The 12222-nt window shown below is 66.6% G+C and carries 18 protein-coding genes; 4 read left to right on the top strand and 14 right to left on the bottom strand.

Going from position 1 to position 12222, the window contains the following annotated elements; translation table 11 throughout:
• Positions 1-23: 23 nt before the first annotated feature.
• The 4 genes from AB2L57_RS18040 to AB2L57_RS18025 all read right to left on the bottom strand — a co-directional run bounded on the left by AB2L57_RS18040 (position 24) and on the right by AB2L57_RS18025 (position 2686).
• A complete protein-coding gene (locus AB2L57_RS18040; protein WP_409048685.1) occupies positions 24-596 on the bottom strand; it encodes a hypothetical protein in 573 nt (190 codons plus the stop codon).
• Between the two features lie 140 nt (positions 597-736).
• Entirely contained in the window at positions 737-1297 is a 561-nt protein-coding gene (locus AB2L57_RS18035; protein ID WP_409048684.1) for a hypothetical protein, read from the bottom strand.
• A 139-nt stretch (positions 1298-1436) separates the two neighbouring features.
• The gene (locus tag AB2L57_RS18030) at positions 1437-1931 is read right to left on the bottom strand and encodes a hypothetical protein (protein ID WP_054687484.1); all 495 of its coding nucleotides are present in this window, start codon (positions 1929-1931) and stop codon (positions 1437-1439) included.
• Between the two features lie 104 nt (positions 1932-2035).
• Positions 2036-2686, bottom strand: a complete 651-nt coding sequence (locus AB2L57_RS18025; RefSeq protein WP_409048683.1) for a hypothetical protein — start codon at positions 2684-2686, stop codon at positions 2036-2038.
• 93 nt (positions 2687-2779) lie between these two features.
• On the opposite strand from AB2L57_RS18025, the gene AB2L57_RS18020 reads away from it, so the two are divergent.
• Positions 2780-3040: a hypothetical protein gene (locus AB2L57_RS18020; protein ID WP_054687480.1), complete on the top strand. Its 261-nt coding sequence runs from the start codon at positions 2780-2782 to the stop codon at positions 3038-3040.
• A 647-nt stretch (positions 3041-3687) separates the two neighbouring features.
• Here the strand turns inward: AB2L57_RS18020 and AB2L57_RS18015 are convergent.
• The 8 genes from AB2L57_RS18015 to AB2L57_RS17980 form a co-directional block, all read right to left on the bottom strand.
• Entirely contained in the window at positions 3688-4089 is a 402-nt protein-coding gene (locus tag AB2L57_RS18015) for an SOS response-associated peptidase family protein (RefSeq protein WP_409048756.1), read from the bottom strand.
• A 26-nt stretch (positions 4090-4115) separates the two neighbouring features.
• Entirely contained in the window at positions 4116-4778 is a 663-nt protein-coding gene (locus tag AB2L57_RS18010; protein ID WP_061683575.1) for a hypothetical protein, read from the bottom strand.
• On the bottom strand, positions 4775-4987 hold the full coding sequence (locus AB2L57_RS18005) for a hypothetical protein (RefSeq protein WP_409048755.1): 213 nt from the start codon (positions 4985-4987) through the stop codon (positions 4775-4777). Before AB2L57_RS18005 ends, AB2L57_RS18010 begins: the two co-directional genes overlap by 4 nt.
• Positions 4988-4990: 3 nt before the next feature.
• Positions 4991-5701 (bottom strand): hypothetical protein, encoded by a 711-nt coding sequence (locus AB2L57_RS18000; RefSeq protein ID WP_409048754.1) that lies wholly within the window; start codon positions 5699-5701, stop codon positions 4991-4993.
• Positions 5691-5870, bottom strand: a complete 180-nt coding sequence (locus AB2L57_RS17995; protein ID WP_156366718.1) for a hypothetical protein — start codon at positions 5868-5870, stop codon at positions 5691-5693. The genes AB2L57_RS18000 and AB2L57_RS17995 overlap by 11 nt, the downstream gene beginning before the upstream one ends.
• A gap of 23 nt (positions 5871-5893) precedes the next feature.
• Entirely contained in the window at positions 5894-6142 is a 249-nt protein-coding gene (locus AB2L57_RS17990; protein WP_054687647.1) for a hypothetical protein, read from the bottom strand.
• A 10-nt stretch (positions 6143-6152) separates the two neighbouring features.
• Positions 6153-6635 carry a helix-turn-helix transcriptional regulator gene (locus AB2L57_RS17985; RefSeq protein WP_409048753.1) on the bottom strand — a complete coding sequence of 161 codons (483 nt, stop codon included), beginning with the start codon at positions 6633-6635 and terminating at the stop codon, positions 6153-6155.
• Positions 6636-6778: 143 nt separating this feature from the next.
• The gene (locus tag AB2L57_RS17980) at positions 6779-7003 is read right to left on the bottom strand and encodes an NrdH-redoxin (RefSeq protein WP_409048752.1); all 225 of its coding nucleotides are present in this window, start codon (positions 7001-7003) and stop codon (positions 6779-6781) included.
• A 30-nt stretch (positions 7004-7033) separates the two neighbouring features.
• Here AB2L57_RS17980 and AB2L57_RS17975 point away from each other — a divergent pair, with 30 nt between their 5' ends.
• Positions 7034-7801: a DUF6804 family protein gene (locus AB2L57_RS17975; protein ID WP_409048751.1), complete on the top strand. Its 768-nt coding sequence runs from the start codon at positions 7034-7036 to the stop codon at positions 7799-7801.
• Positions 7802-7936: 135 nt separating this feature from the next.
• Entirely contained in the window at positions 7937-8146 is a 210-nt protein-coding gene (locus tag AB2L57_RS17970; RefSeq protein WP_409048750.1) for a toll/interleukin-1 receptor domain-containing protein, read from the top strand.
• Positions 8147-8163: 17 nt separating this feature from the next.
• On the opposite strand, the gene AB2L57_RS17965 is transcribed toward AB2L57_RS17970, so the two are convergent.
• Complete coding sequence (locus AB2L57_RS17965; protein WP_409048749.1) at positions 8164-8733, bottom strand: hypothetical protein; 570 nt, start codon at positions 8731-8733, stop codon at positions 8164-8166.
• Between the two features lie 148 nt (positions 8734-8881).
• Between AB2L57_RS17965 and AB2L57_RS17960 the strand changes: the two genes are divergently transcribed.
• Positions 8882-10357 (top strand): toll/interleukin-1 receptor domain-containing protein, encoded by a 1476-nt coding sequence (locus AB2L57_RS17960; RefSeq protein WP_409048748.1) that lies wholly within the window; start codon positions 8882-8884, stop codon positions 10355-10357.
• A 159-nt stretch (positions 10358-10516) separates the two neighbouring features.
• On the opposite strand, the gene AB2L57_RS17955 is transcribed toward AB2L57_RS17960, so the two are convergent.
• Positions 10517-11992, bottom strand: coding sequence for a hypothetical protein (locus AB2L57_RS17955; RefSeq protein ID WP_409048747.1), 1476 nt, complete (start codon positions 11990-11992; stop codon positions 10517-10519).
• Between the last annotated feature and the right edge of the window lie 230 nt (positions 11993-12222).

The raw sequence follows: 12222 nt of genomic DNA, 5'->3' as shown, positions 1-12222 counted from the left end.
ACGATGATTAGTTGACTTGACTACTACGAATATAGGGCATGGGTCCGACATTGGCAACCCCCGGGGAGCGAGACGGCGAATCGCCCCGCTCCCCGGGCCCGATTCACCAGATCTCGAAGCCCCCGCTGTGCCGCGCGAAGCGGGCGAACTCGGCCACGTTGGCGACCTCGAACGGGTAGTGCCGCGGGCTCGGTCTGCCCGGTGCCGCTGCAGGCGTTGCACCCGCCACGACCGGTCACGGGGTCGCGAGGCTTGTCGAGGCCGTTCTGCACGCCGATCTCGTCGGTGCGCACCCCGGTGCCCGAGCACAGCCAGCACTCCTCTATCGGGAGCGCGGCGAGGTAGACGCTGCGCTCCGCCTCGTACAGCGCAACGGTGCCGTTGGCGAGGTCTGCGTCGAGCGCGTCGGCCAGGGCGAGCGCGCCAGCGTCGTCGAGGCCGTCGCCGTCGTTGCTGTGCCAGTAGGTGCATCCGGCGGTCAGCGCCGGGTGCGCAGCGGTGAGGTAGTCGGCGAGCGGATGCCAGCCCCACACGCTGTTGCGGAAGTACTGCCCGACCTCGGCGGTCGGGTTCTTCCCGTAGACGTCCATACCCATGTCGATCCCCTTTCATTGGGATTAGTTGACTTGACACCTATGAATATAGGAGGGGGGTCGGACATTGGCGCGGCGGAGTGGTTCGGGCAGGCAGGAGGGGCGGAGCCGGCTCGACTCCGCCCCTCCTGCCTGCCGCGGTATCAGGCGACGGTGGGAGTGAACACGCAGGAGGTCTCGCGCCCGTGGTGCCAGCCGTCGCACTCGATGTGCCCGAGCTTCCGGGCGTCGTTGCGGCAGGCGCGGCGCGCGGCAATCTCGTCGCTGTCGATGCGCGCGGCGTGCAGCGCCTCGATGTGGTCGAGCTTGTCGGCGAAGCCGTCGTGGTCGGGGAGTCCTGCAGCAGCCCACAGTCGCGCGCACAGCCCGAAGCCCTCATGGGAGAGCGGTGCCCGCTCTGCGGCCGCGAGAAGGCCGATCACGACCTCCACGGCGGTGCCCGGGCGGGTGTCCTCCCCGTGGGCGACCCGTTCGAGGATCTCGCGCACGTGGGCGCGGTAGACGATCTCCACGCCCATCCGGGCGGATGCCTCATCGCCGCTCAGCAGGGCGAACGAGTGATAGAGCTTGTCGGCGTCCTCGGGGTGGCGCAGCTGCGCCTGCGCGATCTCGTCCTCGGCCCAGCCGATGCGCTCGAAGATCGACCCGAGCGCATCCTCGATCCCGGCCAGGATCTCGGCCGCTCCAGTGGTGACGTCAGTCATGGTGTCCTCCTAGATATGGGTTAGTTGACTTGACACCTACGAATATAGGAGGGGGGTCGGACATTGGCGCGCGGGCCGACAGTCGGGGCAAGAGAGAGGGGCGGAGCCAAGTCGGCTCCGCCCCTCGGTCAGCGGTGGATCAGGCGCGCTCGGCGTCCCAGTCGTCCACGTCCAGGCCGCTCCAACCGTTCGAGCGGATGGACTCGATCACGTCCTCGGAGGTGATCTCCTCGGAGGCGAGATCGCCCGCGCCGTCGCTGTCGCGAGCGGCGACCGTCTTGTAGACGGTGAGGGAGATCGTGATGTCGAGGCGGACCTCGAAGTCACGCTCACGGGGCACCCCGTTCAGTTCGTCCGCGAGGCGGTCGTACTCGGCGCAGAACCCGGCGTAGTCGGCGATCCGGCCCGCCTTGTCCCAGAAGTCGACGAGGCGGGGGTCGCCGCCGTCCGTGATCTGGTCGAAGCGCAGCCGGTTGTTCTCCGCCTCGAGCTCGGCCACGCGGGCGAGCGCGTCGCGCGCCGTGGCCTCGGCCCGGGCGATCTCGCCGATGGCGACTGTCCGGTTGTCGCGGATGAAGCTGATCTCGCCCAGCTCGGCCGCGGTGTCGGTTCCGGTGGTGGTGATGTCAGTCATGATGTCCTCCCTAGAACGGTGATTAGTTGACTTGACGCGTACAAATATAGGGGCCACCTCCGACATTGGGAGGTGGCCCCTATCCGCCTAGGGAGTGACGGGGATCAGGAGGTCATGGCATCGACCTCCTCGGCCCATGCCTCGGGGTCGGCCTCGGCGCACTTGCGACGGATCTCACCGGCGATCTCGGCCATGTCGGCGGTGTCGTAGACCGTGGCGAGGGCCTCGGCTTCGCGGCGGGTGAAGTGCTCGAAGAAGTCCTCGCCCACCTCGATCCGGCCCAGCAGCTCGGCCAGCTCGCGCAGCTCGGCGCGCAGCCGGTCGAGCACCTCGGCGGGGGAGTGTCCCGGCTCGTAGACCGGCTCCAGGTTCCCCGCGCTCGTGCGCTCGGCCACGATGCGCCCGCCCTGCCATTGCTCGCGGGTGACGCTCGGCTCCTCGCCGGTCCACTCGGTCTCGATCAGCACCGTCGCGGTCGGGTAGCGGTGCGTGAACGCTTCCCCGAACGTGGCGAGTCCCTCGGTCTCGTACTTGTCGTGGTACGCCAGGTGCGCACCCTCATCGTCGAGACCGAAGTCCGAGTCGAATCCGAGCGCCCGCCCGCCCAGATAGACCCGCTCCTCGCGGAGGCTCTCGCCGATCTCCAGGCCGTGCTCGCAGTCCACGCTCGCGTTCCACAGCGCCACCATGCTCTCCAGCGCGGCGACCTCCTCCCGGTTCGGGAAGGTGATCGTCACCGATGTCCACATGCTCATGTCAGGCCCTACCTTTCTTGATTAGTTGACTTGACAGCTACTAATATAGACATAGGTTCCGACATCGGGATCACAGCACCGAAAGAGGCCGAAATGACCGCCCAGACCATCGCTACAGCAGAGGCCGCGCTCGCCGCACTGACCGGCAACGTGACCCACCGACCCACCGACCACGAGATCGCGCTCGCAGAGGCACTGCAGGCGCTCGTGAGCGACCACACCGCCCTGCTGGGCGAGGGGCACTGCGCGAGGGCGTGGGAGGAGGGCGTCGAAGCCGCGCTCTACGCCGTGACATCCCCCGAGCCGGGAGCACCGTTCAGCGTCGGGCCGAACCCCTACGAACCCGCCAGCTAACCCGCCTCGGCGCGCAGCGCCGAACCGACCACAGGAACGGGGGAGAGGATGACCGCCAGCACCCTCCGGCAGCCGATGCCCAGACCCCAGAGCTACGCCGAATACGAACGCGCCCGCCCCCACATGATCGACACCGCAGGCCGCCCCCTCGAACTCGCCTGGTGCCGCCCCTGCAACCGTGAACACTTCACCGTCGAACCCCACGCCGCCGATGTGCCCTGCCCCCGCTGCAAGGCCACCGCAGGGCGCTGCACCCGCCCCTCCGGCCACGAGGCAGACGCCTGGCACAAAGACCGCCTCGACGCCTTCTATGCCCTCTGTGACGCACTCGAATCCGCAGGGCACCCACAGGTAGCCCGCTGGCCGTAGACCCCCCACAGCGGCAGGCAGCCGGCTCCCCAGAACGGGCCACCCCAGCACGCCGCCGGAGGGCGCGCAGCGCCGACCCCACCGAGGCCGGAGGCCCGGCCTGCCGGGCCGACCCGGAGGGGCGCGCAGCGCCCCGGACCCTCCCCGACGGCCGTCGGGGACGGCTTACCGCTGCGCGGCCCGTCCCTGCGATGCCGGCAAGCCGGCCTCACCTCGTGGGACGGCGCCGGTACCCGGCGCCCCGTGCGGGCGAACCGATCCCAGCCTGCCAGCCGGCGCTACTGCGGCAGCGGTTCGAGGAGCTCGGGACCGTTGGCGCGGATCCCGAACGGGCTGACCGCGTCGAACTCGAGGCCGGATGCCTCGGCAACGCCGGCGTGCACGGCCTCGTCGACGAGTGCCTGGTCGCCGATAAGGGACGGGTCGAGCCAATGCAGCCATATGTGCTCGGGGAGGATGACTGGGTTGCGGTCGTGGGTGCCGGCGAGAGTCTGTACGGCATCCGATGTGACGATGGTCGCAGTGAGCACCCAGTCGCCCTTGGGATCGACGACGATGACGGGCACGCCCACCTGGTGCATTTCCTCGAGCAACACGACGGCCGCGCTGGTCTTCCCGGCGCCGCCCTTCTTGGCCAGGATGCCGTTGGAGCTGGTGATGAGCTCGAGGGGAAGGTCCACGCCCTCGGCGACTTACAGGCCGGCGGTCATGGCGTCTCGTCCGGGTCGGGCTTGCGATAACGGATCTCGCGGCCATCCGCGCTGAATGTGATGCCCGGCTCGAGCGGAGGCCGGAGCTCGGGGATGGGCTCGAAGTCGTGGGGCGTGAAGTTGCACTCGAGGGTGCCGGCGTCGATGCGCTGCTCGAGGTAGTGCTGCAGTCGCGCCGCGGCGGTGGGTGAGGCGTCGAGGATGCGGGTGGAGATATCGGCGAGCGGCTCGGTCCCGGACTGCGGCATGAGCCCGAAGATCCCGAAGGTGATCTCCGGGTCGTGGTCCCACAGCTGGATCGAGAGCGTCCCGGATCTGCTGAACGGACTGATGTACCAGGTAGCGACCGTGACCTGGTCGAGGCGGACGGTGGCGGTCGGCTCGGGCGCACGCAGGAACCGCTTCGTGGAGAGGGTGAGGTTGTGGTCGTCGTCGACGGTGACCGCGCCGCCGGCAGCCCAGATCGGATCCGCGCGCTGCATGATCGCGCCAGCGAGGGCGATGAGAGCTCCGAGGGCCGCGGTCGCGGCGATGACGATGCCGGGGGCCAGGAGCGCATCGAGCCACGGTGTGCCGGTGAGAGGGGCGAAGATCGCGCCGGTAGCGGCGAGCGTAGCGAGCATGGCGATGCCCATCACGAGGACCATTCGTTCGATCATGGCTGCTCCTCTCGGCCGACCGCCTCGGCTTCGACGCCGGTGGCGAGGATCCGCAGCGCGTTGGCCTGCTGGGCGGGTGTCATCGTGATCGTGGCGTCGACGACATTGTGGATGCTCAGGCTGTACTCCCCTGCCCTGTCGAGCGCGATCGTGGCCACGGCGAGCAGCTCGTGGTCCTCGGGGAGAGAGATGGGGATTTGTCCGAGCATCGGTCAGGGTCCCTTCTCGGCCGTGGTTTTGCGGACGGTGGTGTGTGACTGCTTCCGCGGCTTGGTGACGGGGATCTTCACCTGGGGGTGGTCGCGAAGATGGTCGAGGGAGGGTCTGGGTGCGTCAGCGAGCCACGCTTGCGTACGGCCCGGGTGGATCTGTCCGCTGGGGATCACGATCCTCCAGTCGCGGACGGCCTCGAGCAGCTCCCCTTTGGCTACCTGGGCGCGGAAGCGATTGCGGAACTCGAGCTGCTCGATGATGATGCCGCCGGCGGCGGTGAGGCGTTCTCCGGAGCGATCGGAGCCGGTACGGGAGATCCGGGGGACGCATACCCCGCGGTCGCGGAGGAGAACGATCGCGAGGGTATGCGGCTTGAGCCACCCCTGCTTGACCCAGGCGGGGTTGACGGGGGCGCCTCGATCGACGATGTCCCAGAGTGATTCCCGGGCGTGGGCAAGCTCTCGTTGCTCCTGAGCGAACATGGATGCCGGCGGGAGAATGCGCTCCTGGATCTCGGGAAGCCGGCGCGCAGGGATGCCGTGGCGCACCCATCGGCGGACGGTGGAGGGTGAGACGCCGAGCTGGGCCGCGGCGCGCGTCGCGTCGACGCGGCCGCGGCGCCCGAACGCCGCATAGCTGTTGGACAGTACCGTGCCGAGTCGGCCTTCATCCCACGGCCGCTCGGGTTCAGTTGGGTGGTCAGCTCGCATCGTCGGGTGCTTCCTCTGAATGCGCTCGAGCCAGGTCGTCGGCGGCTCGCGTGAGCAGCGCGGCGGTGATGTCGGGGTCGATGAGCTCGACGTTCTCGGCCACCTCGCGCAGCGAGAAGACGAGCTCGGCAGGCGTCAGCTGCTGCACCCGCTCAGTAAGTTCGCTCACCTTCTCCGCCCTTTCGCTTGTGGTCATGCAGACGACGGCGCCCACGCCCAGCTGTCGGGGTCGGCGCCGCGTGCGAAGTATGCCTGGCCGATCTCCTCGGCAGAGGCTGACAGCTCCAGGCCCGCGTTGTCGGTGAGCGGGTACCACTGTTGGAAGACGAAGCGGATCGCGTCGAGAGTGGATTCGTCGGCTGACACCACTCGAGGGAGTTCGCCGCTCTCGATGGCGATCGCGAGCTCGGCAATGGCTTCCCGCAGAGGCGTTCGAGGCATGGGGCTTCTCCTAGTCGACGTCGAGCTCGCCCGCGAGGGGCTCTGCCGTGAGTTCGTCCACGGTGGTGCCGAGTCGTGTGGCGAAAGCCTCGAGCTCGACGCTGCGCCAGCGTGTGCGGCCGGTGAAGCGGGTTCGCAGAGCCTGATCGGAGATTCCGGCGAGCTCGGTGAACTCACGGAACGTCCCGGCCTTGCGGATGCGCTGCAGGATCTTCTTGTTGACGTCGGGAGAGACCTGGATGCGCGTGTAGCCGAGCGCCGGCGGCCGGCCGCTCTTTCCGCGCTGCGCACGCGCTGCGCGCAGTGCGATCCACCGGTCGACGTCGTCTTCGTCGAAGCCCGGGGATCGCATCCATTCGGGCGTGGTGGGCTGCGGGAAGTCGGGATCGCTCATCTCGCCGGTGCCGGCGAGATTGTGGATGTACTTCACGCTGACGCCGAGCTTGGCCGCGATATCGCGGTAGCCGATGACGTTGATCTTCTTCGCGGTCACGCTCTCACCTCCTGGGTTACTGATCAGGCAGATCAGCATGGTCTCTACCCATCAAATATAGGATGACCTGACCCCATAAATCAACGTCCTGGGACGCGGAGAGGGCCGCATCCGGTGTGGGGTGCGGCCCTCTCGTGGTGTGATCATGCGAGTCGCGCGGCGAGCTCGTCGATCTTGTCGGGACGGAAGCCCGACCAGTGGTCTTCGTCGGTGATGACGACGGGGGCCTGCAGGTAGCCGAGCGACTTCACGTGCTCGAGCGCCGCGGGGTCTTCGGACAGGTCGAGGATCTCGTAGTCGATGCCCTTGGTACTGGTGGAGACCCGTATCCGAGTGGCGCGAATAGAGCGGGCGAGGAGAAGGCGCACGCCGCGAGCTTCATGTGACAACATCTGGTAGTGGCACACACTTCGTTCCAGCAGTTCTTGAACGTTCTTCGCAATGACGCCGCGCGCAGGCGTGTCGGACTGAATATCACCGACGCAGAGGCCGAGCAGATCGCTGGCGACCCGAACCTAGCTCGCGCGTACTACGACTGGTGGGTGAACGCGCCCCGCCCTGATTCCTCCGTGCCAGCGGGCTGGTACCCAGCGCCACACGCGCGCAACCAGATGCGCTACTGGGATGGGGGGAAATGGCTGGCCAGCTCGTCCCCGACACCGAACGTCGGCGCATCGCCATCGAGCCGCTCCGTAACCGCGCCCTTCACCGAGCAGCATCCCGCGTTCGTTGTCACGATCATCGCGGCGTTCTTGTCGCTGCTGGCGATACTTCCCTGGCCATACGAGTACTACATTTTCCTCAGATGGACGCTCAGCATCACTGCGGTGTTCGTCGGCGTCCATGCCGTCCGCAACAAGCAACAGGGGTGGTTGTTCGCGGCGATCCCCATCTTTCTCCTGTGGGCGCCTGCCGCATTCTTCCCGCTCGACCGGGGCGTATGGAGTGTCCTCAACGTCCTGGCCGCTGGAGTGCTCGTCGCCTCCGGATGGTTCCTCGGTGGGCCCCCCACACCGCGACCAGATGGAAAGCCCCGCTGGGAATGGTGGAAGATCGCTGTCCTCACATTCGGGATCGGGCTGGTCTTGGCGCTCCTCGGGCAACCTGCCATCAACGCCGTGGATTGTGATCTGAGTTACGAGAGAGCGGGCACGTCCTGCTACTGATCTGATCGGCTCGCCTCGCGATCGGCAGCCGCCCGACGGACGCTGGAGATCGCGACCCCACAGTCTCCTGGATTGCCTAACCGGACGTCGCCTTGTCCGACGTCGAACGTCCGGGCGCATCGATACGGCTGGCTCATGACCAGCAAGCATGTCTTCCTCTCACGCCTTCGCGAGGACGCGCCCCACGTCGACGAGTTGCAGAAGGTACTGGAGGCGGCTGAGTTCACGGTCTGGCGCGATACCGCGAATCTCTGGCCGGGCGACAACTTGAAGCGGAAGATCCGTGAGGCGATCCAGGGTATCGCTGGATGTTCCACCTCAACGCCCGGTGGCGAGCCGAGATAAGGAGCGTGCGAGTCGAGCTACTCCCAACACTCGAGCATCTGAATCTCGGCGAAGTACTCCGAGGTGGCATCAGAACGGGGAACTGCGAGGAGGAGATCGGCGACTTGTCTCTCACCAGCATTCATGGACATTGGCAGCGAGCTTTGGATGGTGTCGACGAGGTTGTCGCTGCCGTCCTTAATTAGAGCATCGACGGGAAGAGGGAGACAGTCACGCAGCGCAAGTACTTCCACCCCCCAGCAGACGAGATAGGGATTCTCCGTTGGATTGCAGTTGGCGTTGTCCGCCCACCTGAACGCCAACCCTGACCCCATGTCGAAGTAGCCGGGCGGAACCTCGATGTCGTCAACGGGCTCAACAGGCTCGGTCTCGCCGTCAACGGAGTCACCGCCGCCGCCGACTCCACCGTGCCCGCTGCACGCACCTGAGTTCCCGCCGGAGTTCGACCAAGTGCCATCTGAACATTGAACGCGGTCACCCGTACCGTCTACGCCCATACGCCACAGGTTCGTGCATCCCGTCATAACGATCATGCCGATGAGCGCGACAATAATCGCCGATACGCCTCGGTCCACCTTTCTGCGCATGTTGCCTCCTCCCGCGCAATCTTGTCAGGAATCGTCGCTCCTGACGCGGGCCGACCAACAGCCGCGAAGGTCAGCCACGATGGACGCATAACAAGTGAGTGGTTCTCTCCCGACGTCGAACGTCCGGACGCGTCGATACGGTTGCCTCATGACCAGCAAGCATGTCTTCCTCTCATACCTTCGCGAGGACGCGCCCCACGTCGACGAGTTGCAGAAGGTACTGGAGGCGGCTGAGTTCACGGTCTGGCGCGATACCGCGAATCTCTGGCCGGGCGACAACTGGAAGCAGAAGATCCGCGAAGCCATCCAGGGCGGCACGCTCGTCTTCCTTGCATGCTTTTCGGCCGCCCTCAGCAGCAGGGAGACGTCATATCAGTTCGAGGAGCTGATGATCGCGGCCGATGAGTATCGGCTGCGTCCTCTCGACACCAGCTGGCTGATGACGGTTCGATTCGACGAATGCGAGATCCCCTCGGTCGATCTCGGCGGCGGCAGATTCCTCGATCGCACGATCCACCGGGTTGATCTCTTCGGTGAGCAGAAGACCGCTCAGACCGCACGGTTGGTGACTGCGATCCACCGGGTGATGGGCTCCATGCCCGGAGTTCCGTCGCCCTCGGTAGTAAGCGCGGTCGCGGCCGCCAAGAGGGCCGACACCACCCTCGAGTATCTTCGCGACCTGATCCGCAATCCCACACTCGTGATGGACTTCGACAACTACATGACCGCGTTGCGTCGACCGGCGTTGACCGCTCTCGCGAATCGTGACCGTTTCCCCATACTCGGTGAAGGCGGCAACTTGGACGCGGCGATGGTCAAGATCTGGCTGGCGCGGATGCTGGACTACGAGAGCATCGTGGTCGATCTGCTCGAACCCTTCAAGCTCGTGGGCGCTTACGGTTTGCCGCAACACGCGCCGGAGGTCGCCAAGACGATGCGTGCTTTCGGGCAGGAATCGGTACAGCTCGAGGGACTCAATCTGCACCGCTACGCACACCAATACCCGACCCTCATCCTGACCTACGTTCTCGCCCTGGGCGCGTTCAGCAAGCGCAACTTCACCATGTTCCGAGCGGGCACGGAGGATGCGGTTGTGAGCGCAACCAACGCCCGCGTTCCGTTCATTGCGGTTTCCGGCGTCTCGTCCATTGTCGGGGATTGGAACTGGCTCGGATCAGTGCTCTGCAAACGAGACGAGCACGTGCCGCTCGACGATGAGCTGATAGATGGCCTGGCACGAGGACGGGTCCCTGTCCGATTCACGCCCATCTCCGATCACATCCACACTCTGCTGGCACCACTGTTCGCCGACGACTTCGTCAGTGACGATGAGTACTCGGAGGCTTTCGATCAAGTCGAGGTGCTCCTGGACGCCGTGGCTACAGACGGCAGGCTTCAGAGCCCGGGATTCTGGGGCGGGAGGAAGGGATACGGACGCTACACCTACCGCTACCGCCACGTGGACACCTCGCCCGAGGGGCGCATGCTGGCCGAGGCGGAAGCCGCGGGCGTCGGCTGGACACCGCTCCTTGGCGGCCTGTTCGGAGGAGACAGCGGTCGGGCCATTGCGGCCCTCACCGAGGTGAAGGACATCGCGGGCAGCATTCGCGGCGGCCGTTGGTGAAGGCAGGGAAAGACCTCGCCCGGAGGAACGGAGCGGGGGATCTGTCCGGTCTTCTTGGCCCATAGCGACCTTACGAGGGTGCCGAGTCGGAGAGCTTTCCGCGTGGTGCTGAACGCATCCGGATCGACCCGGATGTCAGATGGAATGGCGGGTCCTCGTCTATGGTGAGTCCCGCAGCATCGGATAAATGCCCCAATCGCCGCCGGCATGGGTGCTCCATCGTGCTGCGGTGACCGCGGTGACGCCGATGAGGTCGGCGACGACGGCGGGTTGCAGGTCGCGGCTCAGGTTTGTCAGCGCGACCAATCGCCCTTGCTGAACGGATATGCCGGCGGGGCGGAGGGCTGCGGAAACACTGCCATTGGCGAGGTGGGCGCCAGGGCGCAGTCCGCGGAAGACCCACTTGTCGTCAACGAGCGGAGACCGCGGCGGGGTCTCGATGACTCGTCGCAGCAGCTCGGCCAGAAGCGGCGGTAACTGGACGGGGTCCGGCCCGAACGCGACTGTGATCTTCTTCTCGTCGAGAGTGACGGCGGTTCGGCGCAGCGTGACGATGCGGGTCACGGGGACACCGAACAGGAGGGTGAGCAGTCCGACCACGCGGGGTCCGAGGCTGATGTCCTCGCGTGTGAGGAGGGTCCGTACCCATTCCCACCGCTGATCGTCAGAGACGGTCGGGCCTCGCTTGACCTGGGTTCGGTAGTCGCTTTTCAGCCGGGTGAGGTGTTGGGTTCGTGCCCATCGCAGGAAGCGCACGAGCTGCTCAGCGGGGTCACCGCGCCCGGCGCAGTACTCGTCGTAGAGCCGTTGCGGGGCGTCCTCGAGCCCGTAGCCGGCGTCGCGGATGACCGCGAGGAAGCTCCGGATCTCGATCAATTCGTGCCGGGCACGCTGGCTGCGGTTCAGCGGGTCGGTGTTCTCGGCCGCGACGGCGAACCTTCGCTTGACGACCCAGGACGCGTACTGCTGGACGATGCCCCGGTCCCGGCTGTCGGGAATCGATCGGAGCAGACCGGTCAGCCACACCTCGAACCGAATCCGAGCGAAATCATCCGTGGGCACCGCGCCTGATTCGACCAGCAATGCGGCGACATAGCTGGTCGCGGCGGTGACCGGCAGCTCGGCGACGGCCCGCAGCGAGACAGGGATCTCTCCCGCAGCCATGCGGCGAAGGATCCGTGCACCGGCGCCGCCAGTGACCCACTCGAGGCGGGAGTTGGGGTTGCTCGGGTTGTTGAGCAAGTACTTCGCCACGGGCAGAAGCTGCGGATGCGGGTGACCGGTCGAGTCGGCGATCAACGCATGCACTTTGTCCGGCAGCGCGCACGGCGCGCACCGCGCCCCATACAGCCTCCGCTCGTCCGTCCCGCACGACTTGCACTGCACGTACTTCTTCGCCCCGGCGCAGCTCGCGCAGACCGCGACCCCGCTGCGGCGATACGGCACCAGCTTCGCCGCGCCGCAGATGCCGCACGCGCGGGGGCGCATGCGGATGGAGTTATAGCAAGCCAGGCAGACCGGCTCGGTCTCGATCAGCGCCGCGACGGAACGGGTCAAGTCGCAGCGGCTGCATGCGGCCTCCGGCTGCCGATAACACCGGCTGCAAAGCGGCCCGTCCGTCCCGTACTTCGCCACCCAGGTCACCTCCCCGCAGGAACGACACGGCCGGTGATTGGTTGGGTCGGCGCGGAAGCAGATGGAGCACTGCACCCGGCCGTTAATGATCCGCCAGCTCGCTTTGGTCTTCCCGCACCTCGAGCACGCCCGCGACCCGTCCGACCTGCATGCCGTGCAGAACCTGCCGCCGTTCCCATCCCGCAAAGGCAGTAGCCGGGCGCGACCGCACCGGGAGCATGCAGGCAAAG

This window comes from Microbacterium sp. HA-8, assembly GCF_046111165.1.
Taxonomy (GTDB): domain Bacteria; phylum Actinomycetota; class Actinomycetes; order Actinomycetales; family Microbacteriaceae; genus Microbacterium.
This window is presented reverse-complemented; position numbering and strand designations above follow the sequence as displayed.